Source organism: Roseateles aquatilis, assembly GCF_002205645.1.
GTDB classification, from domain to species: domain Bacteria; phylum Pseudomonadota; class Gammaproteobacteria; order Burkholderiales; family Burkholderiaceae_C; genus Roseateles; species Roseateles aquatilis.
Genome location: NZ_NIOF01000004.1, coordinates 261325 through 286116, shown reverse-complemented (window position 1 = coordinate 286116; position 24792 = coordinate 261325). Strand labels below are relative to the sequence as shown.

The 24792-nt window shown below is 67.1% G+C and carries 24 protein-coding genes and 1 other RNA gene; 16 read left to right on the top strand and 9 right to left on the bottom strand.

Annotated features, from left to right (window positions below; translation table 11 throughout):
* Window positions 1-26: 26 nt before the first annotated feature.
* The 7 genes from rpsA to gyrA all read right to left on the bottom strand — a co-directional run bounded on the left by rpsA (window position 27) and on the right by gyrA (window position 10534).
* Entirely contained in the window at window positions 27-1739 is a 1713-nt protein-coding gene (gene rpsA / locus CDN99_RS11795; protein WP_088385230.1) for a 30S ribosomal protein S1, read from the bottom strand.
* Window positions 1740-1920: 181 nt separating this feature from the next.
* A complete protein-coding gene (locus CDN99_RS11790; protein ID WP_088385043.1) occupies window positions 1921-3936 on the bottom strand; it encodes a bifunctional 3-phosphoshikimate 1-carboxyvinyltransferase/cytidylate kinase in 2016 nt (671 codons plus the stop codon).
* Between the two features lie 37 nt (window positions 3937-3973).
* The gene (locus CDN99_RS11785) at window positions 3974-4867 is read right to left on the bottom strand and encodes a prephenate dehydrogenase (protein ID WP_088385042.1); all 894 of its coding nucleotides are present in this window, start codon (window positions 4865-4867) and stop codon (window positions 3974-3976) included.
* 13 nt (window positions 4868-4880) lie between these two features.
* The gene (gene pheA / locus CDN99_RS11780) at window positions 4881-5981 is read right to left on the bottom strand and encodes a prephenate dehydratase (protein ID WP_088385041.1); all 1101 of its coding nucleotides are present in this window, start codon (window positions 5979-5981) and stop codon (window positions 4881-4883) included.
* A gap of 34 nt (window positions 5982-6015) precedes the next feature.
* Window positions 6016-7140 (bottom strand): 3-phosphoserine/phosphohydroxythreonine transaminase, encoded by a 1125-nt coding sequence (serC, locus tag CDN99_RS11775; protein WP_088385040.1) that lies wholly within the window; start codon window positions 7138-7140, stop codon window positions 6016-6018.
* Between the two features lie 107 nt (window positions 7141-7247).
* Window positions 7248-7856, bottom strand: a complete 609-nt coding sequence (locus CDN99_RS11770) for a DUF2059 domain-containing protein (RefSeq protein WP_158218826.1) — start codon at window positions 7854-7856, stop codon at window positions 7248-7250.
* 5 nt (window positions 7857-7861) lie between these two features.
* Window positions 7862-10534, bottom strand: coding sequence for a DNA gyrase subunit A (gene gyrA / locus CDN99_RS11765; protein WP_088385229.1), 2673 nt, complete (start codon window positions 10532-10534; stop codon window positions 7862-7864).
* Window positions 10535-10795: 261 nt separating this feature from the next.
* Between gyrA and ompA the strand changes: the two genes are divergently transcribed.
* From ompA to CDN99_RS11685, 15 genes are all read left to right on the top strand, one after another.
* Window positions 10796-11443: an outer membrane protein OmpA gene (ompA, locus tag CDN99_RS11760; protein ID WP_088385038.1), complete on the top strand. Its 648-nt coding sequence runs from the start codon at window positions 10796-10798 to the stop codon at window positions 11441-11443.
* A 219-nt stretch (window positions 11444-11662) separates the two neighbouring features.
* Entirely contained in the window at window positions 11663-12364 is a 702-nt protein-coding gene (gene ubiG, locus CDN99_RS11755; protein WP_088385228.1) for a bifunctional 2-polyprenyl-6-hydroxyphenol methylase/3-demethylubiquinol 3-O-methyltransferase UbiG, read from the top strand.
* Window positions 12361-13068, top strand: a complete 708-nt coding sequence (gene gph / locus CDN99_RS11750; protein WP_088385037.1) for a phosphoglycolate phosphatase — start codon at window positions 12361-12363, stop codon at window positions 13066-13068. The genes ubiG and gph overlap by 4 nt, the downstream gene beginning before the upstream one ends.
* A 98-nt stretch (window positions 13069-13166) precedes the next feature.
* Window positions 13167-13540, top strand: a transfer-messenger RNA (tmRNA) gene (gene ssrA / locus CDN99_RS11745).
* A 173-nt stretch (window positions 13541-13713) separates the two neighbouring features.
* Window positions 13714-15018, top strand: coding sequence for a tyrosine-type recombinase/integrase (locus tag CDN99_RS11740; RefSeq protein WP_088385036.1), 1305 nt, complete (start codon window positions 13714-13716; stop codon window positions 15016-15018).
* A 102-nt stretch (window positions 15019-15120) separates the two neighbouring features.
* Window positions 15121-15477, top strand: coding sequence for a hypothetical protein (locus CDN99_RS11735; RefSeq protein ID WP_088385035.1), 357 nt, complete (start codon window positions 15121-15123; stop codon window positions 15475-15477).
* Window positions 15478-15717: 240 nt separating this feature from the next.
* A complete protein-coding gene (locus CDN99_RS29735; protein WP_088385034.1) occupies window positions 15718-16275 on the top strand; it encodes an HNH endonuclease in 558 nt (185 codons plus the stop codon).
* Complete coding sequence (locus tag CDN99_RS11725) at window positions 16272-16892, top strand: hypothetical protein (protein WP_088385033.1); 621 nt, start codon at window positions 16272-16274, stop codon at window positions 16890-16892. Before CDN99_RS29735 ends, CDN99_RS11725 begins: the two co-directional genes overlap by 4 nt.
* Window positions 16893-16945: 53 nt before the next feature.
* Window positions 16946-17263, top strand: coding sequence for a helix-turn-helix transcriptional regulator (locus CDN99_RS11720; RefSeq protein WP_088385032.1), 318 nt, complete (start codon window positions 16946-16948; stop codon window positions 17261-17263).
* 217 nt (window positions 17264-17480) lie between these two features.
* Entirely contained in the window at window positions 17481-18365 is an 885-nt protein-coding gene (locus CDN99_RS28225) for a helix-turn-helix domain-containing protein (protein WP_141100743.1), read from the top strand.
* A 14-nt stretch (window positions 18366-18379) separates the two neighbouring features.
* Window positions 18380-18781, top strand: coding sequence for a hypothetical protein (locus tag CDN99_RS11710; protein WP_088385030.1), 402 nt, complete (start codon window positions 18380-18382; stop codon window positions 18779-18781).
* A gap of 229 nt (window positions 18782-19010) precedes the next feature.
* Window positions 19011-20492 (top strand): phage major capsid protein, encoded by a 1482-nt coding sequence (locus CDN99_RS11705; RefSeq protein ID WP_088385029.1) that lies wholly within the window; start codon window positions 19011-19013, stop codon window positions 20490-20492.
* A gap of 356 nt (window positions 20493-20848) precedes the next feature.
* Window positions 20849-21304, top strand: coding sequence for a hypothetical protein (locus CDN99_RS11700; protein WP_088385028.1), 456 nt, complete (start codon window positions 20849-20851; stop codon window positions 21302-21304).
* Between the two features lie 257 nt (window positions 21305-21561).
* Window positions 21562-21867 (top strand): hypothetical protein, encoded by a 306-nt coding sequence (locus CDN99_RS11690; RefSeq protein ID WP_141100742.1) that lies wholly within the window; start codon window positions 21562-21564, stop codon window positions 21865-21867.
* Window positions 21868-21878: 11 nt separating this feature from the next.
* Window positions 21879-22085 carry a hypothetical protein gene (locus tag CDN99_RS11685; protein WP_088385025.1) on the top strand — a complete coding sequence of 69 codons (207 nt, stop codon included), beginning with the start codon at window positions 21879-21881 and terminating at the stop codon, window positions 22083-22085.
* An 80-nt stretch (window positions 22086-22165) separates the two neighbouring features.
* On the opposite strand, the gene CDN99_RS28655 is transcribed toward CDN99_RS11685, so the two are convergent.
* Window positions 22166-22321 carry a hypothetical protein gene (locus CDN99_RS28655; protein ID WP_158218825.1) on the bottom strand — a complete coding sequence of 52 codons (156 nt, stop codon included), beginning with the start codon at window positions 22319-22321 and terminating at the stop codon, window positions 22166-22168.
* A gap of 392 nt (window positions 22322-22713) precedes the next feature.
* Here CDN99_RS28655 and CDN99_RS11675 point away from each other — a divergent pair, with 392 nt between their 5' ends.
* A complete protein-coding gene (locus tag CDN99_RS11675) occupies window positions 22714-23163 on the top strand; it encodes a hypothetical protein (RefSeq protein WP_088385023.1) in 450 nt (149 codons plus the stop codon).
* Between the two features lie 449 nt (window positions 23164-23612).
* Here the strand turns inward: CDN99_RS11675 and CDN99_RS11670 are convergent, their stop codons facing one another.
* The gene (locus CDN99_RS11670; protein ID WP_088385022.1) at window positions 23613-24722 is read right to left on the bottom strand and encodes an agmatine deiminase family protein; all 1110 of its coding nucleotides are present in this window, start codon (window positions 24720-24722) and stop codon (window positions 23613-23615) included.
* Window positions 24723-24792: the final 70 nt, after the last annotated feature.

The following is a 24792-nucleotide window of genomic DNA, read 5'->3' as shown; positions in this document are numbered from 1 at the left end:
GGGTCCTCGATCGAGGCCCCGCGCGATCAGCCGTTGTTCTGGTTGTCCAGCTTGGCGCGCAGCAGGGCGCCCAGGCTGGTCGTGCCGGCGTTTTCACGCTCGTTCGACTGCGACAGGCGGTGCATGGCTTCCTGCTGGTCGGCGTTGTCCTTGGCCTTGATCGACAGCTGGATGCCGCGCGACTTGCGGTCCACGTTGATGATCACGGCGGAGACTTCGTCGCCTTCCTTCAGCACGTTGCGGGCGTCTTCCACGCGGTCGCGGGAGATTTCCGAGGCGCGCAGGTAACCGATGATGTCTTCGCCCAGGTCGATCTCGGCGCCACGGGCGTCGACGGTCTTGACCTTGCCGGAGACCGTCATGCCGCGGTCGTTGACCGAGACGAAGGTCGAGAACGGATCGCCGTCCAGCTGCTTGATGCCCAGCGAGATGCGCTCGCGCTCGACGTCCACGGCCAGCACGATGGCGTCGACTTCCTGGCCCTTCTTGTAGTTGCGGACGGCGGTTTCACCCGGCTCGTTCCACGACAGGTCGGACAGGTGCACCAGGCCGTCGATGCCCTGGGCCAGGCCCACGAACACGCCGAAGTCGGTGATCGACTTGATCGGGCCCTTGACGCGGTCGCCGCGCTTGACGTTCTCGGCGAACTCTTCCCACGGGTTGGCGCGGCACTGCTTCATGCCCAGCGAGATGCGACGCTTGTCTTCGTCGATCTCCAGGACCATGACTTCCACTTCGTCGCCCAGCGAGACAACCTTGGAAGGCGCGACGTTCTTGTTGGTCCAGTCCATTTCGGAGACGTGCACCAGGCCTTCGATGCCGGGTTCGATCTCGACGAACGCGCCGTAGTCGGCGATGTTCGTGACCTTGCCGAACAGGCGGGTGTTGGCCGGGTAGCGGCGCGACACGCCGAACCACGGATCGTCGCCCAGCTGCTTCAGGCCCAGCGAGACACGGTTCTTCTCGGCGTCGAACTTCAGGACCTTGGCGGTCAGTTCCTGGCCGACCGTCACCACTTCGCTCGGGTGACGGACACGGCGCCAGGCCATGTCGGTGATGTGCAGCAGGCCGTCGATGCCGCCCAGGTCCACGAATGCACCGTATTCGGTGATGTTCTTGACCACGCCGTTGACGATGGCGCCTTCGGTCAGCGTTTCCAGCAGCTTGGCGCGCTCTTCACCCATCGAGGCCTCGACCACCGCGCGACGCGACAGCACAACGTTGTTGCGCTTGCGGTCCAGCTTGATGACCTTGAACTCCATGGTCTTGCCCTCGAACGGGCTCATGTCCTTCACCGGGCGGGTGTCCAGCAGCGATCCGGGCAGGAAGGCGCGGATGCCGTTGACCAGGACGGTCAGGCCGCCCTTGACCTTGCCGGAGACGGTGCCGGTCACGAACTCGCCGGATTCCAGCGCGTTTTCCAGCGACAGCCACGAGGCCAGACGCTTGGCCTTGTCACGCGACAGGATGGTGTCGCCGTAGCCGTTCTCGATGGCGTCGATGGCCACCGAGATGAAGTCGCCCACCTGGACTTCGACTTCGCCTTGGTCGTTCTTGAACTCTTCGACGGGCACGTAGGCTTCAGACTTGAGGCCAGCGTTCACCACCACGAAGTTGTGCTCGATGCGCACCACTTCGGCCGAGATGACTTCGCCGGTGCGCATGTTGGCGCGCTGCAGCGACTCCTCGAACATGGCGGCAAAGGATTCGCCACCGAAGGAGGTTTGGGTTTGGGACATGAAAATTTCCTTGCCGAGGCGAAGACGGTCCAGCTGCTTCAAATGAAGCGGCGAGCGGCTGTCAATGCGTTGGCGGTGTTGTGCAAGCGGACTTGCGGGTTAGGTTGTCGAACACATCGCCCCCAGTGGACTGACGTCCGGAGGGAGGGGCGATGCTCTTGATTCGCGTGCCGACCGTGGGTCAGAACGGGCGCCGATCCCGCCACCAGCTCAGCACCAGATCCCTCGATTGCTCGATGGTCTGCGCCGAGTTGTCCAGCTCGATCGCGTCCGCGGCGGCCTGAAGCGGCGACGCGCTGCGACCTTTATCGCGTGCGTCCCGCGCTTCAAGATCAGCGCGCAAGCCCTCGATATTAGCCGAAAGGCCCTTGGAAATCAATTGCTTATGCCGCCGCTCGGCCCGCGTGGCGGCGCTGGCGGTGAGGAAGACCTTCAGCGGAGCCGCCGGAAAGATGGCGGTGCCCATGTCCCGGCCGTCGGCCACCAGCCCCGGCAGTTGCCGGAAGTCCAGCTGCAGTTGATGCAGCGCGCGGCGCACCGCCGGGTGGGCGCCGACCTGCGAGGCCATCAGCCCCGTCGCCTCCAGCCGCAGGTCCGCGGAGACGTCCTCGCCGTCGAGCAGCGCCTGGCCGTCCTGGAAGCGCAGTTCCAGCGTCGGCACCAGCGCGGCGACCGCCTCGCCGTCGTCCAGGTCGATGCCGGCGCGGGACGCCGCCAGCCCCGTCACCCGGTACAGCGCGCCCGAGTCCAGCACGTGATACCCCAGCGCCTTGGCCACCTCGTCGGTCAGCGTGCCCTTGCCGGAGGCGGTGGGGCCGTCGATGGTGATGACCGGGATGTCCTCGATCTCGGCGCGCACAACGCCGAACAGCGTCTCGAAGTAGTCCGGGAAGGTCTTGGCCACGCATTGCGGATCGAGGATGCGCACCGGCACCGCCGCGCCCCGGCGGTCGTCCTGCAGGCCGTTGAACGCGGCCAGCGAGAAGCACATCGCCACGCGGTGGTCGTCGTAGGTGTGGATGGACGCGGGCCGCCAGGCCTTGAGCGGATGGACGCGCAGCCAGTCGGGGCCTTCCTCGACCTCGGCGTCGAGCTTGCGCAGCTCGGCGGCCATGGCGGCGATGCGGTCGGTCTCCTTGACGCGCCAGGAGGCGATGTTGCGCAGCGTCGTCGGGCCGTCGGCGTAGAGCGCCATCACCGCCAGCGTCATCGCCGCGTCCGGGATGTGGTTGCAGTCCAGGTCGAGCGCGCGCAGCGGCCAGGCGCCGCGGCGGACCTCCAGCCAGTTCGCCCCGATCTCGACCCGCGCGCCCATCGCCTGCGCCGCCTCGAGGAAACGGACGTCGCCCTGCACGGAGGCCGAGCCGACGCCCTCGATGCGCACCGGCGCGTCCGCCGCCGCGATCGCGCCGAGCGCGACGAAGTAGGACGCCGACGAGGCGTCGCCCTCGATGTGGACCTCGCCCGGCGAGCGATAGCGGCTGCCGGCGGGAATCACGAAGCGCTGCCAGTCGTCGTCGCGACGGACCTGCACGCCGAAGTGCGCCAGCAACTCCAGCGTGATGTGGACGTAGGGCTTGGAGATCAGCTCGCCGGTGACCTCGATGACGACGTCGTTCGTCGCGACCAGCGGCAGCGCCAGCAGCAGCGCGGTGAGGAACTGGCTGGACACGTCGCCGCGCACGCGCACCGGCGCGTCGAGCGTCAACCGGGCCGGGCCGCTCAGGCGCAGCGGCGGGTATCCCTCCTGGCCGAGGCAGGCGATGTCGCAGCCCAGCCCGCGCAGCGCGTCGACCAGGTCGCCGATCGGGCGCTCATGCATGCGCGGCACGCCGGAGAGCTCGAAGCTGCCGCCCTGCGTCGCCGCCAGCAGCGCCAGCGCGGCGGTCAGCGGGCGCATCGCCGTGCCGGCGTTGCCCAGGAACAGCTTCGCCGCCTCGGTGCGCGGGCGGCCGCCGATGCCGGTGACGGCAAGCACGCCGTCTGCTTGCCGGTCGAGCTTGCAGCCCAGTTCCTGCAGCGCGGCCAGCATGACCCGGGTGTCGTCCGAGGCCAGCAGGTCGTGGACCCGCGTGACCCCGTCCGACAGGCCGGCCAGCAGCAGCACGCGGTTGGAGATGCTCTTGGAGCCGGGCAGGACGACGGTACCTGCGGCGCCGCGGAGCGGGGGCAGGTCCAGGAAGGGGATCTTGTACATGGCGCGGACCGGCGGCCAGGGGCACGCCGGCACAAAGTTATTTGGACTTGGTCGGCGGCGTCGCGGCCGGCGACCCGAGCTGCCACTGGGCGCGGCCCTCGGAGGCCTGCCGGATCATCGCTTCGAGGGCGGAGCCGTCGCCGTCGCGGATCGCCTGCTCCATGCGGTCGAGGACCTCTCGGAAGCGCTGCGACTGCGTCAGCAGGTCCTGCCGGTTGGCCAGCAGCACGTCCCGCCACACGGCCGGATCGCTGGCGGCGATGCGGGTGAAGTCGCGGAAGCCCGGGCCGGCCAGGCTCAGGAAATCGCGGCCCGACGGCTGCCGGGCCACCGCGCTGAAGTAGGCGTAGGCCAGCAGGTGCGGCAGATGGCTGACGGCGGCGAAGGCCTCGTCATGGTGATGCGGCGCCATCTTGAGCACCTGGCAGCCGAGCGCCGACCAGACGTCGGTGGCCTTCTGCACCAGCTCGGGACGGGTCTGCTCCAGCGGGGTCAGGATGACCTGCCGGCCCTGGTAGAGCGCGGCGTCGGCGTGCTGCACGCCGGCGCTTTCCTTGCCGGCGATCGGATGGGCCGGCACGAAGCTGGGCAGTTGCTTGCCGAGCGCGCGGCGGGCCGCGTCGACGACGTCGCTCTTGGTCGAGCCCACGTCCATCAGCAGCACGTCGCTGCGCACCAGGTGGCGGATCGCCTTGAGCGTCGATTCGGTCGCGGCCACCGGCACGGCGATCAGCACGATGTCCGAGCCGGACACGGCCAGCAGCGCCGATTCCGCGGCAAGGTCGATCACGCCCATGCGGCGGGCGGTCTCGGTCGTGGACGGCGACTTGCTGTAGCCGACCACCCGGCGCACGAGGCCGGCTTTTTTCATGGCCAGCGCGAACGAACCGCCCATCAGGCCGCATCCGATCACGCCGAGTTGGTTGAACATCGTGGGAAACCTCTCAAGCCTTCAACGGGTAGGCGCCGATGACCTTGTAGAACGCGCACAGCTGACGCAGCTCGGCCAGCGCGGCCGCCACGTGCGGCTGCGACGGGTGGCCGTCGAGGTCCATGTAGAAGTAGTACTCCCACTGGCCGGTGCGCGCCGGGCGGGACTCCAGCCGGGTCATCGACACGCCGTGCGTCTTCAGCGGCACCAGCAGATCATGCATCGCGCCGGGGCGATTGGCCACGGAGACGATCAGGCTGGTGCAGTCGCGTCCGGTCGCCGGCGGCGTGGCCATCGTCTGCGGCAGGCAGATGACGGCGAATCGGGTGCGGTTGTAGGCCTCGTCCTGCACCGCGTGCGCGGTGATGTGCAGGCCGAACAGCGTCGCCGCGCGCTCGCTGGCGATAGCGGCCCAGGCCGGGTTCGTCGCGGCCAGCCGGGCGCCTTCGGCGTTGCTGGAGACGGCGCGGCGCTCGGCGTTGGGCAGGTGCTTGGAGAGCCAGTTCTGGCACTGCGCCAACGCCTGCGGATGGGCCAGCACGGCCTCCACGCCCTCCAGCGAGTTCTCCTTGCGCAGCAGGTTGTGGCGAATCAGCAGGCTGACCTCGCCGACGACGTGCGTGGGCGTGTGCAGGAACAGGTCGAGCGAGCGCGTCACCACGCCCTCGGTCATGTTCTCGACGCCGACGACGCCGTACTGCGCGCTGCCCGAGGCGGTGGCGTGGAAGACCTCGTCGAAGCTGTTGCAGTAGATCAGGTCGGCGGCGCCGCCGAAGTACTCGATCGCGGCCTGCTCGCAGAAGGTGCCGAACGGGCCCAGCACGGCGACGCGCTGCGGCGATTCGAGCGCCAGGCAGGCGGACATGATCTCGCGCCAGATCGCGGCGACATGCTCGCCCTTCAGCGGTCCGGGGTTCGCGCTCTTGATCTTGGCGATGACCTGCGCGACGCGGTCGGGGCGGAAGAACGGCGTACCGTCGCGGCGCTTGATTTCGCCGACCTGCTCGGCCACGTGGGCACGCTGGTTCAGCAGCGACAGCAGTTGCGCGTCGAGCGTGTCGATCTGGTCGCGCAGCGCGAGCAGTTCAGGGTCGGCCACCGGCGCGGGCGGCATGGCCGGATCGGGAGGGAGGGGCGGTTGGGCTGCGTCAGCCATGTTGGGTCTCGAAGTCCTTCAGGTAGCTCACCAGGGCTTGAACGCCCTCCAGCGGCATCGCGTTGTAGATCGATGCCCGCATGCCGCCCACCGACTTGTGGCCTTTGAGTTGCAGCAGCCCCCGCTCCCTGGCGCCGGCCAGGAAGGCGTCGTTCAGACGCTCGTCGCGGAGGAAGAATGGAACGTTCATCCGCGAGCGGCAGGGTGTCGCCACGCGGTTCTCGTACAGGGAAGAGCCGTCCAGCGTCGCGTAGAGCAGGGCGGCCTTGTCGATGTTGCGTTGCTCGATCGCCGCGAGGCCGGTCCTGCCGGCGTACGCGAAGCGCTTGAGCCATTGGAAGACCAGTCCGGCGACGTAGATGCCGAAGGTCGGCGGCGTGTTGTACATCGATTCCGCCTCGGCCACAATCTTGTAGTCGAAGGCGCTGGGGCAGATCGGCAGCGCGCGGCCGAGCAGGTCCTCGCGCACGATGACCAGCGTCAGGCCAGCCGGGCCGATGTTCTTCTGCGCGCCCGCGAAGGCCGCGCCGACCTTGCGCCAATCGACCGGACGCGAGACGACGTGCGAGGAGAAATCGATCACCAGCGGCGCGTCGCAGCCCAGCGCCCGCAGGTCCGGCAACGACTGGAACTCCACGCCGTCGATCGTCTCGTTGGTGCAGACGTGGACATAGGCGGCGTCCGGACGCAGTCGCCAGGACGAGGGCGCCGGGATGTCGAGGTAGCGCCTCTCGGGCGAGGACGAGGCGGCGTCGGCGGCGATGCGGACGTCCGCGTAGCGCTTCGCCTCGCCGGCGCTTTTCTTCGACCAGGATCCGGTCACCACCACGTCGACCGCGCCGCCGCGCGACAGGTTCAGCGGCACGATCGCGTTCTCGCCGAGCCCGCCGCCCTGCATGAACAGGATGCGGAAGTTGGACGGCACCTGCAGCAGGTCGCGCAGGTCCGCCTCGGCGGCTTCGTAGATCGAGATGAACTCGCGGCCGCGGTGGCTCATCTCCATCACGCTCATGCCCGAGCCCTGCCAGTCGAGCATCTCCTCGGCCACCTGGCTCAGAACCTCGTCGGGGAGGGCGGCGGGGCCGGCGGAGAAGTTGAACGGACGGACGACGAGCATCGCGGAATCTCGACTGCAAAAGACGGATGGGGCGCGGCTGTCGCGACAGTCGTCGCGCGGCGCGCGCCCCTCGGAGCGGGCGGCGGCCGAGGCCGCCGCGGCGCGGCTTACTTCTTCGGCGTCGGCGCGGCCTTCGGGGCCGGCTTGGCGCCGGAGGCGGCCGGAGCCGGGCCGGCATCCACGCCCAGTTGCTTGGCGACGCTCTGCTGCAGCGCAGTGAACTTCTCGTCCAGCTGCTTGCCGTTGTCGTCGATCAGCTTCTTGGTATAGGTGGTCTGCAGATCCTGGGCGGCCTCGGCGAACTTCTTGCTCACCGGGGATTCCAGCCAGGCGACCAGCTGACGCAGCTCGTCCTCGGTGAACTTCTCGTCCAGCGCGACGCCCATCGTCGACGGGGCCAGCTTGACGCCCTTCTCGACCAGCGGCTGGGCGTTGTCTTCCATGAACTTGCGCAGGTCGGCGTCGATCTGCTTGGCGGTGGCCTCGCGCTTGGATTCCGGCACGTTGCGCAGGGCGGGCGCGGCCTTGGCGGCCAGCTCGTTGACCGGGCGGCTCAGCACGCCGACCGTCAGGGCCTCGATGGCGGGCTGCTGCAGCTTGAGGATGCGGGCGATGAGATCCTTCTTGGCGGGCGTGGAGTCGGCCTTCTGCGCCCACGCCAACGGGCTCACCAGCAGGGCGGCGGCGATGGCGCCGGCTTGTACGGACTTCAGCAACAAGGTCATTCCTTCACGTCAGGAGTGGAGTCGCCCGCGTCGCCCGTGGCGTCGCCGGCATCGGGACCGGCGGCATCGATGCCGTCGGTCGATTCGTTGGCATCGTTCTCGACGATGCGTTGCAGGCCGGAGAGCTTCGCTCCCTCGTCCAGCGCGATCAGCGTCACGCCTTGCGTGGCGCGACCCAGTTCACGGATCTCGGCAACCCGCGTGCGCACCAGCACGCCAGTGTCGGTGATCAGCATGATCTCGTCCTCCGGACGCACCAGCGTGGCGGCGACGACCTTGCCGTTGCGCTCGCTCTGCTGGATCGCGATCATGCCCTTCGTGCCGCGCCCGTGACGGGTGTATTCGGCGATGTTGGTGCGCTTGCCGTAGCCGTTCTCGGTCGCGGTCAGCACGCTCTGCGTCTCGTCCTCGGCCACCAGCATGGCGATCAGGCGCTGGTCGGGCTCGAGCATCATGCCGCGCACGCCGCGGGCCTGGCGGCCCATCGGGCGGACGTCGTCCTCGTCGAAGCGCACCGCCTTGCCGCCGTCGGAGAACAGCATCACGTCATGCTGGCCGTCGGTCAGCGCGGCGCCGATCAGGTAGTCGCCGTCGTCCAGGTCGACGGAGATGATGCCGGCCTTGCGCGGGTTGCTGAAGTCCTTCAGCGAGGTCTTCTTGACCGTGCCGAGCGCGGTGGCAAAGAAGATGAAGTGGTCTTCCGGGAAGGTGCGGAACTCGCCGGTCAGCGGCAGGACGACGTTGATCTTCTCTTCCGGCTGCAGCGGGAACATGTTGACGATCGGCTTGCCGCGCGCGTTGCGCGAGCCTTGCGGCACTTCCCAGACCTTGAGCCAGTACACGCGGCCGCGGTTGCTGAAGCACAGCATCCAGTCATGCGTGTTGGCGATGAAGAGCTGGTCGATCCAGTCGTCGTCCTTGGTCGCGGTGGCCTGCTTGCCACGGCCGCCGCGGCGCTGCGCGCGGTACTCGCTCAGCGCCTGGCTCTTGATGTAGCCGGTGTGGGACAGCGTCACCACCATGTCGGTCGGGGTGATCAGGTCCTCGGTGCCGAGCTCCTGGGCGTTGTGCTCGATCACGCTGCGGCGCGCGCCCAGCTTGGTCTGGCCGAACTCGACGCGGACCGCGGAGAGCTCGTCGCCGATGATGGTGGTCACGCGGGCCGGGGTGGCCAGGATGTCCAGCAGGTCGGCGATCTGCGCCATCACGTCGCGGTACTCGCCGACGATCTTGTCCTGCTCCAGGCCAGTCAGGCGCTGCAGGCGCATCTGGAGGATCTCGCCGGCCTGGTCGTCGGACAGCTTGTAGAGGCCGTCCTCCTGCATGCCGTACTGCGCGGGCAGGCCTTCCGGACGGTAGGCGTTGCGGCCGCCGACGGCCTCGGTCTCGGCGCGGGACAGCATCTCGCGCACCAGCGAGGAGTCCCAGGCGCGCGCCATCAGCTCGGCCTTGGCGACCGGCGGCGTGGGGCTGCGCTTGATGATCTCGATGAAGTCGTCGATGTTGGCCAGCGCGACGGCCAGGCCTTCCAGCACGTGGCCGCGCTCGCGGGCCTTGCGCAATTCGTAGACGGTGCGGCGGGTGACGACCTCGCGGCGGTGCTCCAGGAAGACCGTGATCAGGTCCTTCAGGTTGCACAGCTTGGGCTGACCGTCGATCAGCGCCACCATGTTCATGCCGAAGCTGTCCTGCAACTGCGTCTGCTTGTACAGGTTGTTCAGCACCACTTCCGGGACTTCGCCGCGCTTGAGCTCGATCACCACGCGCATCCCGTCCTTGTCGGACTCGTCCTGGATGTGGCTGATGCCCTCGATCTTCTTCTCGTGAACCAGCTCGGCGATGCGCTCGAGCAGGGTCTTCTTGTTCACCTGGTAGGGGATCTCGTCGACGATGATCGCCTGACGCTGGCCGCGGTCGATGTCCTCGAAATGGACCTTCGCGCGCATCACGACCTTGCCGCGGCCGGTGCGATAGCCCTCGCGCACGCCGCTCAGGCCGTAGATGATCCCGGCGGTGGGGAAGTCCGGCGCCGGGATGATCTCCATCAACTCGTCGATCGGGCACTCCGGATTCTTCAGCGCGTGCAGGCAGGCGTCGACGACTTCGTTGAGGTTGTGCGGCGGGATATTCGTCGCCATGCCCACCGCGATACCGGACGAGCCGTTGATCAGCAGATTCGGCAGCCGGGCCGGCAATACCAGCGGTTCTTTCTCGCTGCCATCGTAGTTGGGGCCGTAGTCGACGGTTTCCTTGTCGATATCGGCCAGCATTTCGTTGGCGATTTTCGACAGACGGATTTCGGTGTATCGCATCGCCGCGGCGTTGTCGCCGTCGACCGAGCCGAAATTGCCCTGGCCGTCCACCAGCATGTGGCGCAGCGAGAAGTCCTGCGCCATCCGGACGATGGTGTCGTACACGGCGCTGTCGCCGTGCGGGTGGTATTTACCGATGACGTCGCCGACGATACGGGCCGACTTCTTGTAGGGTCGGTTCCAGTCGTTGTTCAACTCGTGCATCGCGAACAGCACGCGACGATGCACCGGCTTGAGGCCGTCGCGCGCGTCGGGCAGGGCCCGGCCCACGATCACGCTCATCGCGTAATCGAGGTAGGAGCGGCGCATTTCCTCCTCGAGGCTGATCGGGAGGGTTTCCTTGGCGAACTGGGTCATGCGCGTGATGGCCGCGCGCACGGGAGCGCCGACCACTGAAGAGAGCAGAAGCCGATGATTCTAATTGCGCCCGCTTGTAGTGCCAATGCAACAGGTTCATGAACAGTCACGGTGCGTGCCGCGAGAATGAAGTCGTCCTGTTGCCCTATGGCACAATCGGTTCGTCCCTGGGAGAAACCCTTGGTCTGGGTGCTTCTAAGGTTTTAGTTCCGACATTGGACGTTTCGCAGGGCAACTGCGGCTTTCCTTGAGAGGAGAATCATGAAGAAATTGAACCGCGTGGCGTCGCTCTTCGCTGTCGCCGCTATGGCCACCTCGGGCGCTATGGCCCAAACCGTGGACAACTGGCGTGCTACCGATGGCACCGTTTGGAAGAACGGCACCAACGAGCTGTGCTGGCGCGATGCCTTTTGGACCCCGGCTACCGCTGCCAAGGATTGCGATGGCGCGCTGAAGCCCGTGGTCGCTCCGGTGGTGCCTGTCGCCGAGCCCAAGGTCGAGCCGCCGAAGGTCGCGCCGACCCCGGTGCCCGTGCCGGTGAAGCCCACCAGCGAAAAGGTCACCTACGCTGCTGACGCCTTCTTCGACTTCGACAAGTCGACCCTGAAGCCGGAAGCCAAGGCCAAGCTGGATGACCTGGTCTCCAAGACTGGCGGCATCAATCTGGAAGTGATCATTGCCGTCGGCCACACCGACAGCATCGGCACTGACGCCTACAACCAGAAGCTGTCGGTCCGCCGCGCTGAAGCCGTGAAGGACTATCTGGTCTCGAAGGGCCTGGAAAAGAACCGCGTCTACACCGAAGGCAAGGGCAAGAAGCAGCCGATCGCCGACAACAAGACCGCGGAAGGCCGCGCCAAGAACCGCCGCGTCGAAATCGAAGTGGTTGGTACTCGCGCCGTCAAGTAAGCGACTTGAACGTGGCGGCCTTGGCCGCCGCGACGAACCCCGCCAGCCGCAAGGCTCGCGGGGTTTTTTCATGCGCGTGTCACGCGTCGTCGGGACGTGGCGCGTGCGCTTCGGGCTTGTTTCCCGGCCCTTTGCTGATGGATTCGGCGCCTGCTTCCCTGCGATGCCATCGAGGATGAACGGCATCCGGCCATGCATGCTCGGCTACCATTGCGCCCCATGGCGAATGTCGATGCAAAAGAGCTCGAGAAGTTCAGCGAGCTAGCCCACCGCTGGTGGGATACCGAAAGTGAATTCAAACCCTTGCACCAGATCAATCCGCTGCGATTGAACTGGGTCGATGGGTACTGCCCGCTGCAGGGCAAGACGGCGCTGGACGTCGGTTGTGGCGGCGGCATCCTGGCTGATGCGATGGCACGCAAGGGTGCGTCGGTGCTGGGCATCGACCTGGCCACCAAGTCGCTGCGCGTGGCCGAGCTCCATGCGATGGAGGCCGGCACCGAGAACATCGCGTACCAGGAAATCGCGGTCGAGGATCTCGCCGCGCAGCGCCCGGCGTCATTCGATGTGGTGACCTGCATGGAAATGCTGGAGCACGTCCCCGATCCCGCCTCGGTCGTGACTGCGCTGGGCCAATTGGTGAAGCCGGGCGGCTGGGTGTTTCTGTCGACGTTGAACCGCAACGCCAAGTCCTTCCTGCTCGCGATCGTCGGCGCGGAATACGTCTTGCGCATGCTGCCCGCCGGGACGCATGAATACGCGCGCTTCATCCGCCCGTCGGAGCTCGCGCAGATGTGCCGCGATGCCGGTCTGGAAGTGCAGGGCGCCAAGGGGCTCACGTTCAACCCGCTCACGCAGCGTTACGCGCTGGGCTCGGACACCGACGTGAATTACCTGCTGGCCTGCCGGCGTCCCGCATGAGCACGGTGCTGACGCGTTCGCCGGCTGCCGTGCCGGTGCGGGCTGCCATTCGCGCGGTGCTGTTTGATCTGGACGGCACCTTGATCGACAGCGCGCCCGATCTGGCCGGCGCGACGAACGAGATGTTGACCGCGCGAGGCCTGCCTCAAGTGCCGTTTGAGCGTCTACGGCCGATGGTCGGCTCCGGCGCGCGTGGAATGATGGGCATCGCCTTCGGCGTGACGCCCACGGAGCCCGCATTCCCCGCCTTGCGCGATGAGTTCTTCGATCGCTACGAGCAACGGCTGCTGCAGGACACCCATCCTTTCGACGGCATCGCGGCCATGCTGCAGGCGCTGCGCGAGGACGGCCTGAGCTGGGGCATCGTCACCAACAAGTCGGAGCGCTTCGCGTTGCCGCTCGCGCGCGGCCTGGGTTGGTCGACGCAGGCGGCGGCCGTCGTGGGTGGCGACACCACACCGCATGCCAAGCCCCATCCGGAGCCGCTGCTCGAGGCGGCACGCCGCGCCGGCGTCGCGCCGCACGAATGCGTCTACGTCGGCGACGACGCCCGGGACATCCTCGCCGGCCGCGCCGCCGGCATGCCGACGGTGGCCGTGCGCTGGGGCTATCTGGGGCAGGGCGAATCGATCGATGCGTGGGGCGCGGACGTGATCATCGACACGCCGTCCCAATTGATCGACTGGCTACGGGAAGACGCCTGAAATCCCGCCATTTCAGACGCATGTCGAACTTCAGAAATAAGTCTGACGCCCCGGGCTTGAAGTCCCGGTCGCAGGCATAATCTGAGACTTCTCTCTCTGGGGCCGACCTGGTTTCGACGTGGGTACGGATTCGGAGTAGGGCATGCCGAGCACCAGTCAGCTCGTAAATCCATCTGGAACAAACCAACTGCGAACGATCAAACGTACGCTCTCGCGGCTTAAACCCCGCGGACCTCTCACCGGTAGGCCAATGGGCCGGGTGACGGGACGCAAGTCCTGACACAGAGAGGTTATTCACATTGGCTGGCTGTCATTCGTGCACCTTGGATGATGGCGAGATTTAGGGTGCTGGCCCGTCCGGTAGCGTGCTCCTGCGCGACCGGCCAGGCGAGATCCAAACCAGAGAGCTAAGCATGTAGAACTGCCCGATGAAGGCTTGCGGACGCGGGTTCAATTCCCGCCGGCTCCACCATTTTCAGGTCCTGCTAGGACCGCCAAGGCGTAAAAGGCCCAAGCAAATCAACGGCTTGGGCCTTTTTTCATGTTTGCAAGGGCCGCATTTGAACGCTTGCACACACTGATCCACCGCACAACAATCCGCACAACCGCCCAGTCCGGGCGTCGCGACGTGAGGAGTTGTGCGGTATGCCGGGCGTGAATCTGTTGAGCGTGAAGGGTATCGAGGCTGCGCTGAAGCGCGCGGCGGCGGCCGGGAAGGCCGTGACCGTCAACGATGGCGCCGGCCTGACGCTGGAGGCACAACCCTCTGGGGCAGGATGGTGGCGCCTGAGGTACTGGGTGGGCGCCAGGGCCAACCGTCTCAGCCTCGGCACCTATCCGGACACCACGCTCGCGTTGGCTCGACAGAAGCGCGACGAGGCCCGCCAAGGGCTTGCCGCTGGGCGAGATCCCGTCGAGGCTAAACGCGCCGACAAGGACGCGGCAACGGCCGTGCGGCAGCGTGCCAAGCTTGCCGCTGAAGGGAAACCTCTGCCCGGGTCGTTCGAGTTCGTTGCGCGTGAGTGGCTGGCGAACGTGCACCAGGTCAAGGTCAGCGCCAACCACGCCGATCGCACGCTCACGCGGCTTGCGAACGATGCGTTCCCGACGCTCGGCCGACGCCCGATCGCCGACATCGATCCGCCCGAACTGCTGCAGGCGCTCCGCAGGGTCGAGGCTCGCGGGGCGATCGAGACGGCACACCGCCTCAAGGACGCCTGCAGCCAGGTGTTTCGCTACGGCGTCGCCACGGGCGTCTGTGGTCGGAACCCCGCTCAGGATCTGCGCGATGCGCTGCAGCCGGTCCAAACGAGGCATCACGCCGCACTGATCGCGCCGGCAGAGGTGGCGGCGCTGCTGCGGGACATGGCCGCCTACAGCGGGCACCCGGTCACCAAGGCGGCGCTCGCGTTGACGCCGCTGCTGTTGCTTCGGCCCGGCGAGCTACGGCAGATGGAATGGGCCTGGGTGGACCTCGACAAGGCGCTGCTGACTGTGCCCGGCACGGTGATGAAGCGCCTCAAGGTAGACAAGGCGTCGGGCCCCCCGCATCTGGTGCCGCTGGCGCCCCGGGCCGTCGACGTGCTGCGCGAGCTGCAGCTACTCACAGGCGGCGGGAAGTTCGTCTTTCCGGCCCTGACGACGCGGCAACGCTGCATGTCCGAGAACACCGTGCGCAGTGCGCTGCGGCGCATGGGCTACAGCAACGACGACATGACCGCTCACGGTTTCCGCGCCACGGCGCGCACGTTGATCGCAGAGCGTCTCGGTGTCGAGGACAAGATCATCGAGGCCCAGCTCGCACATGCCGTTGGCGACGCGCTCGGGCGGGCCTACAACCGGACGCAGTACCTGGAACAGCGCCGCGACATGCTGCAGCGCTGGGCTGAATACCTCGAGCGCCTGCGCGAGGGCGGCGATGTGATCGACATGCAGAGTCGGCGGGCCTGACCCGCGAACCCGCGCCGGCCGGCAGCCGGCATAGGCGGAGGCCAGTTGGTGTTGCAGCACCTCTGGCCTCCTGACCACGGCCACCTGATGGAGAGGTGAATCATGGCTGACGGAACTTTACCCGCTGCTGCGGTGGAACCTGATCGCACGAGCTCGTTTCAGCACGCCCACCTGGCGTTCGAGGCTTCATACGAGGTCAGTGCCCTCGCCGCGGTACTTCTGCGAGAGGTAGATGCTGCGAAGCTCGACGAGGCCGGCAAGGCTTGGTGCGGGATGCTGATCCGCATTCAGCAGCTGGGATATGCGATCTCGGCGTGCGTCGACGAGGCCCCAGAGGCGAACCACGGTCGCGAGCTTGACGACCTCAAGCGGCTCGTCTTCGGGGATCTCAGTCTGGCCGAGCAGCGGCTGCGCGAGGCGCAGCGATCCGCGACGAAGCCTGAGGTGCACCATGGATAAGCCCCGGACAAAGCGAATTCAGGACCTGGACCTCTCGCACGTGTGGGACGGTTGGGAGCGAGCCCAAGAAGAGCGCGCTCAACAATTCAGCGGGCCGATGTGGTCCACGGTGCGTGCCTACCTGCAAGCCCGAGAACTCGGATGGATTGCACGTGCCGGGGTCAGCAACTGGGACGACCTGCCTGGCGGAAACTTCAGATCGAAGCTCGCGGAATGGCGCCATAGAAACGCGGGGACGCCATGACGGCAAGTCACATCCTTCGCAAGCCCTTGTTCGGCGGCCCGTTCGGAAGCGGGCGCTTCGAACTTGCCACGCAGGCGATTGTGTCCGGGGGGCTCCATGCCGTTAGGTTCATGGTGATCGAGCCTTCGGCCGGTCGCGTGGTCAGCATCGCTGAGTCCAAGAGCGATGTGCTGGCGACCGCGCGGCGCGTGCTGCGGACCAGGGACGATGCAGGAGAGTTGCCGTTGTGGTACCAGCCGCGGCTGTGGTCCGATGCTGAGCTGGCCGCGGTGCCGCCGCCGGCTACGCCAGCAGGTCCAAGAGTCTCTCGCCGGCGTCGCCATGTGCATGAGCGGTCCGGCGGCCGTTGCCACTACTGCGGCAGCGACCTGAAACTCGAGTCTTCGTCATGGCACGTGGAGCATCAGATGCCGCGGGCACTAGGTGGTAGTGATGGCATGCCGAACTTGGTCGCCGCGTGCGCTACCTGCAATCTCCGCAAGGGAGATCGGACGGCGATCGAGTTCGTCTGGGCGGTCGGTCAATCACGGCGTCGCTGGGGACACAGACGATGACCAAGTCGAAGAGCGACGCCCTGGGACCTTCGGGGCCCCTGGTATGGACCGATGGTGAGCTGGTGCAGCAGCTCCCCGATCTATCGGTGGTGCTGCGCGACTCGTGCATTGACGCGCAGGCCTTTGGTGCTTGGCTTCGGGCGCCGCTTGCCCAGTTCCGAGCTCACGCGATGGCTCGCGCCAGCATGGCGGAACGGGCCGCGATCATCCGCTGGTTGGAGGCGGCAGCGGCCGCCCCGGGGGCAGCCCGTGCCGATGGGCGCCTGGCCCGTCTGCCTGCCTGGTATGCCGAGCCCGCTGTCTCGCACGCCGCGCTCAAGATCGGGCGGACGTGGCGAGAGGCCCTTGCGGCCGGGTCGGACTCGGAGATTGGCGATCTCCTGAAGAGCGCATGCGAATCGCTGCGGCGGCAGAAGGCCAACCGCGGCAGGCCGTCAATGCGCGCGCGGGACGAGCTGCTTCGCGCCGTCGTCACGGAGCTGAAGAAGAGCCTGTCGTCGGTCGAGGACGCGGAGCATCTGGCTGACGAGGTCCTTGTCGCATGTGGCGTGCCTTCGCCGGAGGCGTCGATCGGCAGAGCCGCTCGACGGGCGAAGCGCGGGGGAATTTCTGTCTAGGGTCGACTGACGCACTGGCGCAACCATGCGGTCCTCACTCTTGAGGGCCAGAAATGACCGACCAGACAAAAAACCCGGAGATTCACCCAGCCCTGGCGGATGTCGCCATGATCGACGGGCCATCCGCTGCAGCTGCATGCGGCATTTCGATCACCAGTTGGCAGACGCTCGTGAGCAGAGGTGAAGCGCCGCAGCCTGTTTTCCGCGCCCATCGCTGCACTCGCTGGCTGCTTTCGGACGTTCGTCAGTTCCTCATCCAGCGCGCTCAGCAGACGGCACGCGAGCCGGCCCAGGGTGATGCGCTCCTCCGGCGCGCCAAGATGGCTTCGCTCGCGGCCGCGGCGAAGCGGGCCGAAGGCGGTACGCAATGAGCGCCCCCGATCTGCCTCGACCCGGCAGCCTCTCGCACGGGGCACTGTCCGTCGTTGAGGGACAGGAGGAGGCTGCTCAACTGTTACTCCTGCTGCGCGAAGGCATGGCGCCAGCGGACCTGCTCCATGAAGCACTCGAGCGGGTTTTCCGCGCCGGTGACGCGCCGCGCCTCAGGGGGTGGTGTCGTGCGTTGCAGAAGGCCCTTGAGCGCGCCGCATGAGCATTCGCGCGGTCACTGCCGTCATCGCTTCTTCATTGAAGCCACCAACAGTGAAGCTGACGGCCGTGGTCCTTGCCGATGCGCTCAACGAACGGACGGGCCAGTTGAACCTCTCGCTGGCATCGATCGCCGAGCGTGTCGGTATCAGCAGAGACCAAGCGCGGCGATGTGTCCGGACGCTGTTGGAGTGCCAGGTCTTGAGCATCGTGGCGAATGCTGCTGGAGGGGCCCCCGGCCTCGCGCCGCATTACCGGCTGCACTTCGATCGACTCACCACATTGCGGGAGACGGATGGCACCGGCGCAACCCCTACGGGTGGCACCGGTGCTACCCCTCCGAGCGAAGCGAATGCGCCCGACGGGTTGCACCCATGCAACGAAGGGGTGGCACCCATGCAGCCGACGGGTGGCACCGGTGCTACCCGAACCAGAAGGAACCGTAAGGAACCAGAGGAGAGGGGGGTTTCTCGTCGTGATGAACACGCCCCGCGTCGACGCATCGAGGAGACGACTCTCGCCGAGTGGCTGACCGGCGAAGCGGCGGCAGGAAGAAAGGCCGTTCCCGGTGATGACGCGATTTTCAACTGGTCGGAGCGCGTAGGCCTGCCACCTGAGTTCCTCGCGCTCGCGTGGGACGTGTTCAAGGATCGCTACACGCCGGACCCTGCATCGCCGGAGAAGCCGAAGACCTATGTCGACTGGCGCGCGGTGTTCCGTCGCGCTGTCAAGGAAGACTGGCTGAAGCTCTGGATGTTTCAGGGCAACGAGTACCTGCTCACGACCAGAGGGCTGCAAGCACGCCGCGCGCAGTTGTCGAACGTCATTGCCGAGTCCAGAGGGCCGGACGATCAACCGGTGGTGCTTGAACGCACCGCCACGTGAATCGAGGGAATCGAATGGAACATGAAGATCAAACCGGGATTGAGTTGGAGCCCAACCTGCTGCACGCAGTTGCGACTTGGCTGGCCCGGATGGGCGCTGGAGAAGACGCAATCGCGGTGATCACCGTCTCGCCAGTCACAGCCATCGGGCTCTGGGAACCTGGCGACCAGCATGTCCGAGCCTTGCCGAAGATCGACGATGCGGCTGCAGAGGTGTGCGAGGCTGTCGCCCCAATCGCACAGAAGGCCCTTGAGACCCTTGGGGACGATGTGCTCGAAGCGATCTCGATGGCGGCCATGCGCGGAGCGCGTCTGCAGGTGTTGGTCGATCCGAGGCTGAGGTCGATCGTCCTCAGAATGGCAGACGACACGACCTCCGTGCAGCTGTGCAGCTGCGAGATCGGTGTGCCGGTTTGACGTCGCAATCAAAGATCGCCAGAATGAAATTTGTCCGGCACTCGCTTCCGCCCCGTTCGACGCTCCGTCATGCCCGCCCCACGTCGGCGGCCCCGTGACCGATCTCCGCCAAACGCCTCGCGCAAGCACCCACATCGCCGGCCCGTTGCCGCACGACACCGTCGCGGCCCCAACGTTTCGCGGGTGCTGCGCGCTCCTTTGCCGCACCTGCGCTCGCCAAAGGATCATCATGACCCCCATGAACCATCACCGCGTCGAATGGAATCGACGCGTTTTCCGCGTCCAATCCCTGGTAGCGCGCGTCGGCATCCGAGCGGATGGTCGCTCCCCCGAAGAGCTTCAGGAGGAACTCGATTCGATCCGCATTCGACAGGAACGCTTGAACGCGCGGTCTCAGAGCGTTTTGGACCAAGCGGATGCAGCTCAACGTGAGCTGACCGCGGACGAGCGTCGAGCCATCCAGCGGCGCACCGATGAGGTCGAGCAACTGGATGAGCAGGCCGGTACCATCCAAGCACTGCTCACCCGTCCGACGCCTCGGCGGACCGCAGCGAACGCTTCGGATTCGCCGAATGAAGGCTCTGGCCGGCGACCGGGTCAACGCACGATGTTGACGTCTCGCGGCGTCGAGCCGCCTCGCCGTTTCGCCGAAATGTTCGCTGCCGCGCGAGATCCCTACGGCGGTCGCTTCCAGACGCTGGGAGAGTTCGCGCTTGCCGTGGCGTCGGGCAACGATCAACGCCTGATGGTGCGCAACTCCTACGCCGGGTCGACGACGGGCGAAGGGGCCTCGGCCGGCTTCCTCGTCCCGTCCGCCTTCGTCCAGCAGATGATGGACGCCGCGCTGCAGATCGAGGTCTTCCGGCCGCTCGCGAACGTCGTCCCGATCACCAGCGGCGACGCGATCATCGCAGGCTTCGAGAGCACCGACCGCACCGGCGGCAAGCGCGCTGGGCTGAAGCTGGAGTGGGGCGCAGAGGCCGAAGAACTCGTGCAGCAAAAGCCGCGGGCCCGCCGCGTCCAGGCCTCGGCGAAGAAGGCGAACGTCTTCTGCGTGGTATCGAGCGAGTTGGCGGAAGACGCTCCCAATTTCGACCAGGCGCTGACCCAGGCCATGACAGCGGCGGTCGCTTCCGGGCTGGACTACGCGTTCCTCGCGGGCAACGGCAGCGGCACCGCATTGGGCGTGATCAACTCGGGCGCGGCGATCGAGGTCGCCAAGGAAAGTGGGCAGACCTCCAACACGCTGCTGCTGCAGAACTTGGCCAAGATGGTGGGACGCCTGGATCCGGTGAGCTTCAAGCGCAGTGTCTGGTACGTGCACCCGACGCTGATCCCCGCGCTGTATGGCTTGAGCTTCACCGTGAAGAACGTGGCCGGCACGGAGAACGTCGGCGGTAGCTACATCCCCGCCGTGACAACGGATGCCGAAGGCAACCTGCGGATCTTCGGTCGGCCGGCGCTGGTGACGGATGCATGCAGTTCGCTCTCGGCCAAGGGCGACATCGTGTTGGCGGACCCGATGCGCTACCTGATCACCATGCGATCCGATGTGCGACTGATCCGTGACAGCTCGCGCTTCTTCGACACCGATGAGATCGCCTTCAAGCTGACACTCCGGCTCGACGGCATGCCGGAGGACGCAGCGCCGACCACGCTGCGCGACGGCACGAGCACCGTCTCGCCATTCGTGGTGCTGGGCGCGCGCTGAACAACAGCCGACAGAATCGGGGCGCCCTGAGGGGCGTTGCGGTCATCCCGACGTTCCCTTTCCGCGCCACATGACCGCACCTCACCTGGACGGCCGCCATGCTCGTCAAGGACCTGCCTCCGCCGACGCCACAACCCTGATGCGATCGGCCAACCTGGGGTCGCTGGGCGCCCCGCAGACCCATCGTCGAACCCTCGAACGGTCGGCCGATCGGGGGTAGGGGGGCTCAATCCCTGGGGCGGCTGAGCCCTGGACCGCCTAGTCCCGCACGCACGGGTTTTTTTACGGCCGCCGAGATTTTCGGCGCGCACCGGATTCTGTAAAAGAATGGCCTCCCGAAGACGTTGTGAGGTCGCATGGAAATGAGCGCAGATCGTGAACAAGAGGGCTGGCGCCCACAGGCGCACTACGAGGCCCGGATGGGGTATCGCCTCGAGATGCTGAAGGCTACGTTCGAGACGGGGAAGGATGCACTCAATACCCTCATCCTGATCAGCGGTGGCGCAGTTATCGTGCTGCTCGGTTTCATCGGCACGTTGGTCAAGGATGGCAAGCTTCCCTCGGCCGCGTCGGGACTCGCGATGGCACTGATCGCCTTCGGTGTGGCGGCGCTTCTTGGCGGCCTCGCACATGCGGCGCGGTACCTCGCCCAGTCGCTGCACTTTCAATCGATCGAGCCAGAGAATCGGCGCAAGGCAGCGCAAGGCGACCTGCTGGGGAGGTTGGCGGTGGTGCTGTCGCTGCTGGGCTTCATCACCTTCGGGGGTGGCGTGGTCCTGGCAGCGTTCGCCGTCTTTCGACTGATCGGCTAGAGATGGTTGCCGTCTCGTGGCGGCACCGCGCCCCTGGGCGCGGTCACCATCGCGCTGGCGTTGGGCGCCGGCGGCGGCTGGATCGCCTGCGGCGTCCTCGAGGAGTGCGACCAGCTGTAGGACCGCCTTCAGACCGAGCAGGATGCGCGCAAAGCTGGCCGCCGATGTCCGCACCGGCAACGACGCTTGGGCGGGCTACCAGATGCAGCTCGCGCAGATCCGCGCCGCGCGCAGCACCATCTCCAAGGAGGCCGACCATGCGCTCCAGACCCCTGTCGCCTGCGCCGACGGCGCGTCGGCTGTCCCGCTGGGCAGCGTTGCTGTGCCCGCCGTGCTGGTTGATCGGCTGCGCGACGCCGGGGCCGGTCGCGCGCCAGATCCCGCCGCGGCCCGCTGACCTGGCCGCGCCGTGCGGCGCCGGGCCCGACTACCCGCCGGGCGAGGCGCTGCTGGCCGAGCTGCTGGAGATCGTCCGGCAGCGCGAGGGCGCTGCCGCGGTCTGCCGCGCGCGCCACGCGGCGCTGGTCAAGGCCTGGCCCGCCGCCGGCGCGCCGCAACCCTGAGGAGGTGGGCCATGTCCATCTGGCACGCCGAACCCACCGAGCTGACGCTGCGCCGCCTGGTGCAGGTCGGCGACTACGAGCGCCGCGCGCCCTACAGCGCCGTCGCGACGGTGAACCTGCTGGGTGACCGGCCGGGCCTTCGTGCACGCGTTCCTCAGCCGCGACAGCCTGCCGCTGACGATCAACAACCTGCGCGAGCTGGCGCGCAAGCTCCTTGAGGAGTACGGGGTGACGGAGATCCTGGCCGATCGCCGAGGCGGCCAGCGCGGCTGGCGCACCGAGCGCGCCGGCATGGCCGTCAGCCCCTACCCAGCCCCTTCAGCACCTCGTCGGTCTTCAGGGCCACAGGGTCGATCCCGGCTCCGAGAACGGTGCTGCAGCTAGGGCAGCAGTAGGTCACGGCATTCCAGGTCTTCTTCGGAAACATGCCGACCCCGGCCTGCAGCGTGTCCATGCGCAGGTTCGTGATCAACGTCTCGCACTTCGGGCACTTTCCGTGCATCTCGCTCTCCCTCTGGTTGATGGGCTCGCAGCCTATCGCCCGCGGCTGCCGAGCGGCAGAGGGTTGGCCCGGAGCCGCGCTTCAGAGATTTCCCGCGCGGATCGCGCGTTGACGCCCAGGCGCTCGATCTCAGCCTCCGATGCAGCGCGGCCGAGCGGGCGGTGTCGGGCCGACGTCGAAACGACGGAGCGCCCCATTGGCCGTGGCAGGGCACTCGCGCTTCAGTCGATCGACCAACTCCCCATGAACGCGCGCCGGTCGACGCGCGTGCGTTCCATGTGTCGCGTTCGGCGGCTACAGTGTTTGACGAAGAGTCCCCACCAACGGCTAGACCGGAGAGCGGTTTGAGCAAAGAGCGTCTGCAGATCTACGCGGAAATCCCCTCGGACCTTCAACAGGCCGACCAGCTCCTTCACCGCTATGGTCGGTGGGCAATGGATCGCTGGCGCGCTGCGCGCTGTGGCAGCGCCGAGGGGCGATACCGCGCTCCGGGAGGTGAGGCACTTGAGGCTCGTCGACTCCCCCTTGAGTCGCTGACCGGCGACGACGCCATGCAAGTTCAAGAGGCCATGAAGGCTGTTGGCGAGCTGGAGCGGCAAGTCCTGACCATTCTGTACGTTCCGCAGCGGCTACCTTCCCAAGCGCAACTCCGCATGCAGCGGATCCCCCCGCAACTGAGTCAGGTGAGGCATCTCGCAGGGTTGAGGGCGTTCTGGAGCCATCACAGCGCGCTGACGCGGCGCGGGCGCGGCGGCGTCGACGTCTGTGTTGCCTGCCGGCGAGGTCTGGGCTGAGATCGAGGCGGCCGTCGCACTTGGCAGGTCCGCGTGCAGCCCCGTGCGGCCAGATGGACGAACCAGCTGGCGCGAATCGCAATGGCGCGAAGGGACTGATTCGACCGCACAGGTGACTGCACAACTTGCCCAATGGACAACTGTGATCGCTAGGATTCATGCGGCTTTCCGCGTTGTTTTTAGGTGACGCCGGCTCCACCAATGCCAGGCAACGCCAACCCACCCGTGGTTGGCGCTGTCATCAATGACTGCCACCGACGACATCGCGTTGCCGGTGGCAGTTTTCATTTCGCGCCAAGCGAGTGATCGTGAGGGCCTATCGTCAAGCCCCGAGCCCCGAGCCCCGAGCCCCGAGCCCCGAGCCCCGAGCCGGCGGGGATCGCGCGGCGCCAGGACTGCGATCGAGGCCCTGGCACGGGCCAGGCCACGGTTCAAGGCGCCCACAAACATCAAGCGGGTTGCTGCTGCGTCGTGCAATGAATACCGCCGCCGCCCGCGGCGATGGCGTCGATGTCGAGCTGCACGATCTCCCGGCCGGGGAACTGCTCGCGCAGGATCGAACGCGCATTCGCGTCGGCCCGGTCATCGCCGAACTGCGGCGCGACGACCGCGCCGTTGCAGACATAGAAGTTGATGTAGCCGGCTGCGAACTCGGGTGTTTCGAGCGTCGGCCGGATGCGGCCTGGGCCGGGCAGCACCACCAGCTTCAGACGCCGTCCGCGGGCATCGGTCGCGCGGCGCAGGATCTCCAGATGGCGGCGCGTCACCGCATGGTCGTAGGACTGGGGATCGTCGTCCAGTCCGGCGACCACCACGCCCGGCTGCGTGAAGCGCGCATAGAAGTCGGTATGGCCGTCGGTGATGTCCTTGCCCGCGATGCCGGGCAGCCAGATCACCTTTTCAATGCCCAGCAGCCGGCGCAGTTCGGCCTCGCAAGCGGCCTTGCCGAGACCGGGGTTGCGATTCGCGTTGAGCACGCAGCTCTCGGTGATGATCGCGGTGCCCTGTCCGTCGACCTCGATGCCGCCGCCTTCCAGAACGAGCGACGTCTCGATCCGGGGCAAGTCGACGGCCTCCATGACGTGAGCCGCCACCTCGGCATCGTGCTCGTGGGCCTGCTTGCCGCCCCAGCCGTTGAAGTTGAAATCGACCCCCGCCATGCGACCACGGCGATCACGCACGAACACCGGGCCGGTGTCGCGCATCCAGAGGTCGTCGACGGGCTGTACCAGCACCTCGACCCGCGGCCCGCACAGGCGCCGCGCCAGCGCCGCATCCTGGTCACGCGCGAGCAAACGCACGGGCTCGAAGGCCGCGATCGCCCGCGCGATGCCGGCCAGATGCTCGCGGGCGGGCCGCAGCAGCTCGCGGCCCCAGACGTCCGCCGACGGGCCGAAGGACATCCAGGTGGCCGCGTGCCGGTCGGCCTCGTCAGGCATGCGCCAGCCGGTGGGGCCGCCCTCGGTGGGCGCGGCGAGCGCCGACGACGCGGCGGCGGCCAGTCCGCCGAGAAGGCCGAGGCGCCGCAACGCGTCGCGGCGAGAAAGAGCTTGATCCATGGCGATCCGGGTTGCCGCGCGATTAAGCCGTTTCCCATGGGATCGTGCAATGGGTGCGGCGCTTCCCGCG

Bases quoted from the DNA above. Each gene is read 5' to 3' on its own strand.
- CDN99_RS28655 (WP_158218825.1), bottom strand. From the start codon at position 22,321: ATGGACACGCTGCAGGCCGGGGTCGGCATGTTTCCGAAGAAGACCTGG.
- pheA (WP_088385041.1), bottom strand. From the start codon at position 5,981: ATGCCGCCCGCGCCGGTGGCCGACCCTGAACTGCTCGCGCTGCGCGAC.
- CDN99_RS11700 (WP_088385028.1), top strand. From the start codon at position 20,849: ATGGAAATGAGCGCAGATCGTGAACAAGAGGGCTGGCGCCCACAGGCG.
- rpsA (WP_088385230.1), bottom strand. From the start codon at position 1,739: ATGTCCCAAACCCAAACCTCCTTCGGTGGCGAATCCTTTGCCGCCATG.
- gph (WP_088385037.1), top strand. From the start codon at position 12,361: ATGAGCACGGTGCTGACGCGTTCGCCGGCTGCCGTGCCGGTGCGGGCT.
- CDN99_RS11705 (WP_088385029.1), top strand. From the start codon at position 19,011: ATGACCCCCATGAACCATCACCGCGTCGAATGGAATCGACGCGTTTTC.
- CDN99_RS11725 (WP_088385033.1), top strand. From the start codon at position 16,272: ATGACCAAGTCGAAGAGCGACGCCCTGGGACCTTCGGGGCCCCTGGTA.
- CDN99_RS11710 (WP_088385030.1), top strand. From the start codon at position 18,380: ATGGAACATGAAGATCAAACCGGGATTGAGTTGGAGCCCAACCTGCTG.
- CDN99_RS28225 (WP_141100743.1), top strand. From the start codon at position 17,481: ATGAGCATTCGCGCGGTCACTGCCGTCATCGCTTCTTCATTGAAGCCA.
- CDN99_RS11740 (WP_088385036.1), top strand. From the start codon at position 13,714: ATGCCGGGCGTGAATCTGTTGAGCGTGAAGGGTATCGAGGCTGCGCTG.
- gyrA (WP_088385229.1), bottom strand. From the start codon at position 10,534: ATGACCCAGTTCGCCAAGGAAACCCTCCCGATCAGCCTCGAGGAGGAA.
- serC (WP_088385040.1), bottom strand. From the start codon at position 7,140: ATGCTCGTCGTCCGTCCGTTCAACTTCTCCGCCGGCCCCGCCGCCCTC.
- CDN99_RS11785 (WP_088385042.1), bottom strand. From the start codon at position 4,867: ATGTTCAACCAACTCGGCGTGATCGGATGCGGCCTGATGGGCGGTTCG.
- ubiG (WP_088385228.1), top strand. From the start codon at position 11,663: ATGGCGAATGTCGATGCAAAAGAGCTCGAGAAGTTCAGCGAGCTAGCC.
- CDN99_RS11720 (WP_088385032.1), top strand. From the start codon at position 16,946: ATGACCGACCAGACAAAAAACCCGGAGATTCACCCAGCCCTGGCGGAT.
- CDN99_RS11690 (WP_141100742.1), top strand. From the start codon at position 21,562: ATGCGCTCCAGACCCCTGTCGCCTGCGCCGACGGCGCGTCGGCTGTCC.
- CDN99_RS11735 (WP_088385035.1), top strand. From the start codon at position 15,121: ATGGCTGACGGAACTTTACCCGCTGCTGCGGTGGAACCTGATCGCACG.
- CDN99_RS11670 (WP_088385022.1), bottom strand. From the start codon at position 24,722: ATGGATCAAGCTCTTTCTCGCCGCGACGCGTTGCGGCGCCTCGGCCTT.
- ompA (WP_088385038.1), top strand. From the start codon at position 10,796: ATGAAGAAATTGAACCGCGTGGCGTCGCTCTTCGCTGTCGCCGCTATG.
- CDN99_RS11685 (WP_088385025.1), top strand. From the start codon at position 21,879: ATGTCCATCTGGCACGCCGAACCCACCGAGCTGACGCTGCGCCGCCTG.
- CDN99_RS29735 (WP_088385034.1), top strand. From the start codon at position 15,718: ATGACGGCAAGTCACATCCTTCGCAAGCCCTTGTTCGGCGGCCCGTTC.
- CDN99_RS11790 (WP_088385043.1), bottom strand. From the start codon at position 3,936: ATGTACAAGATCCCCTTCCTGGACCTGCCCCCGCTCCGCGGCGCCGCA.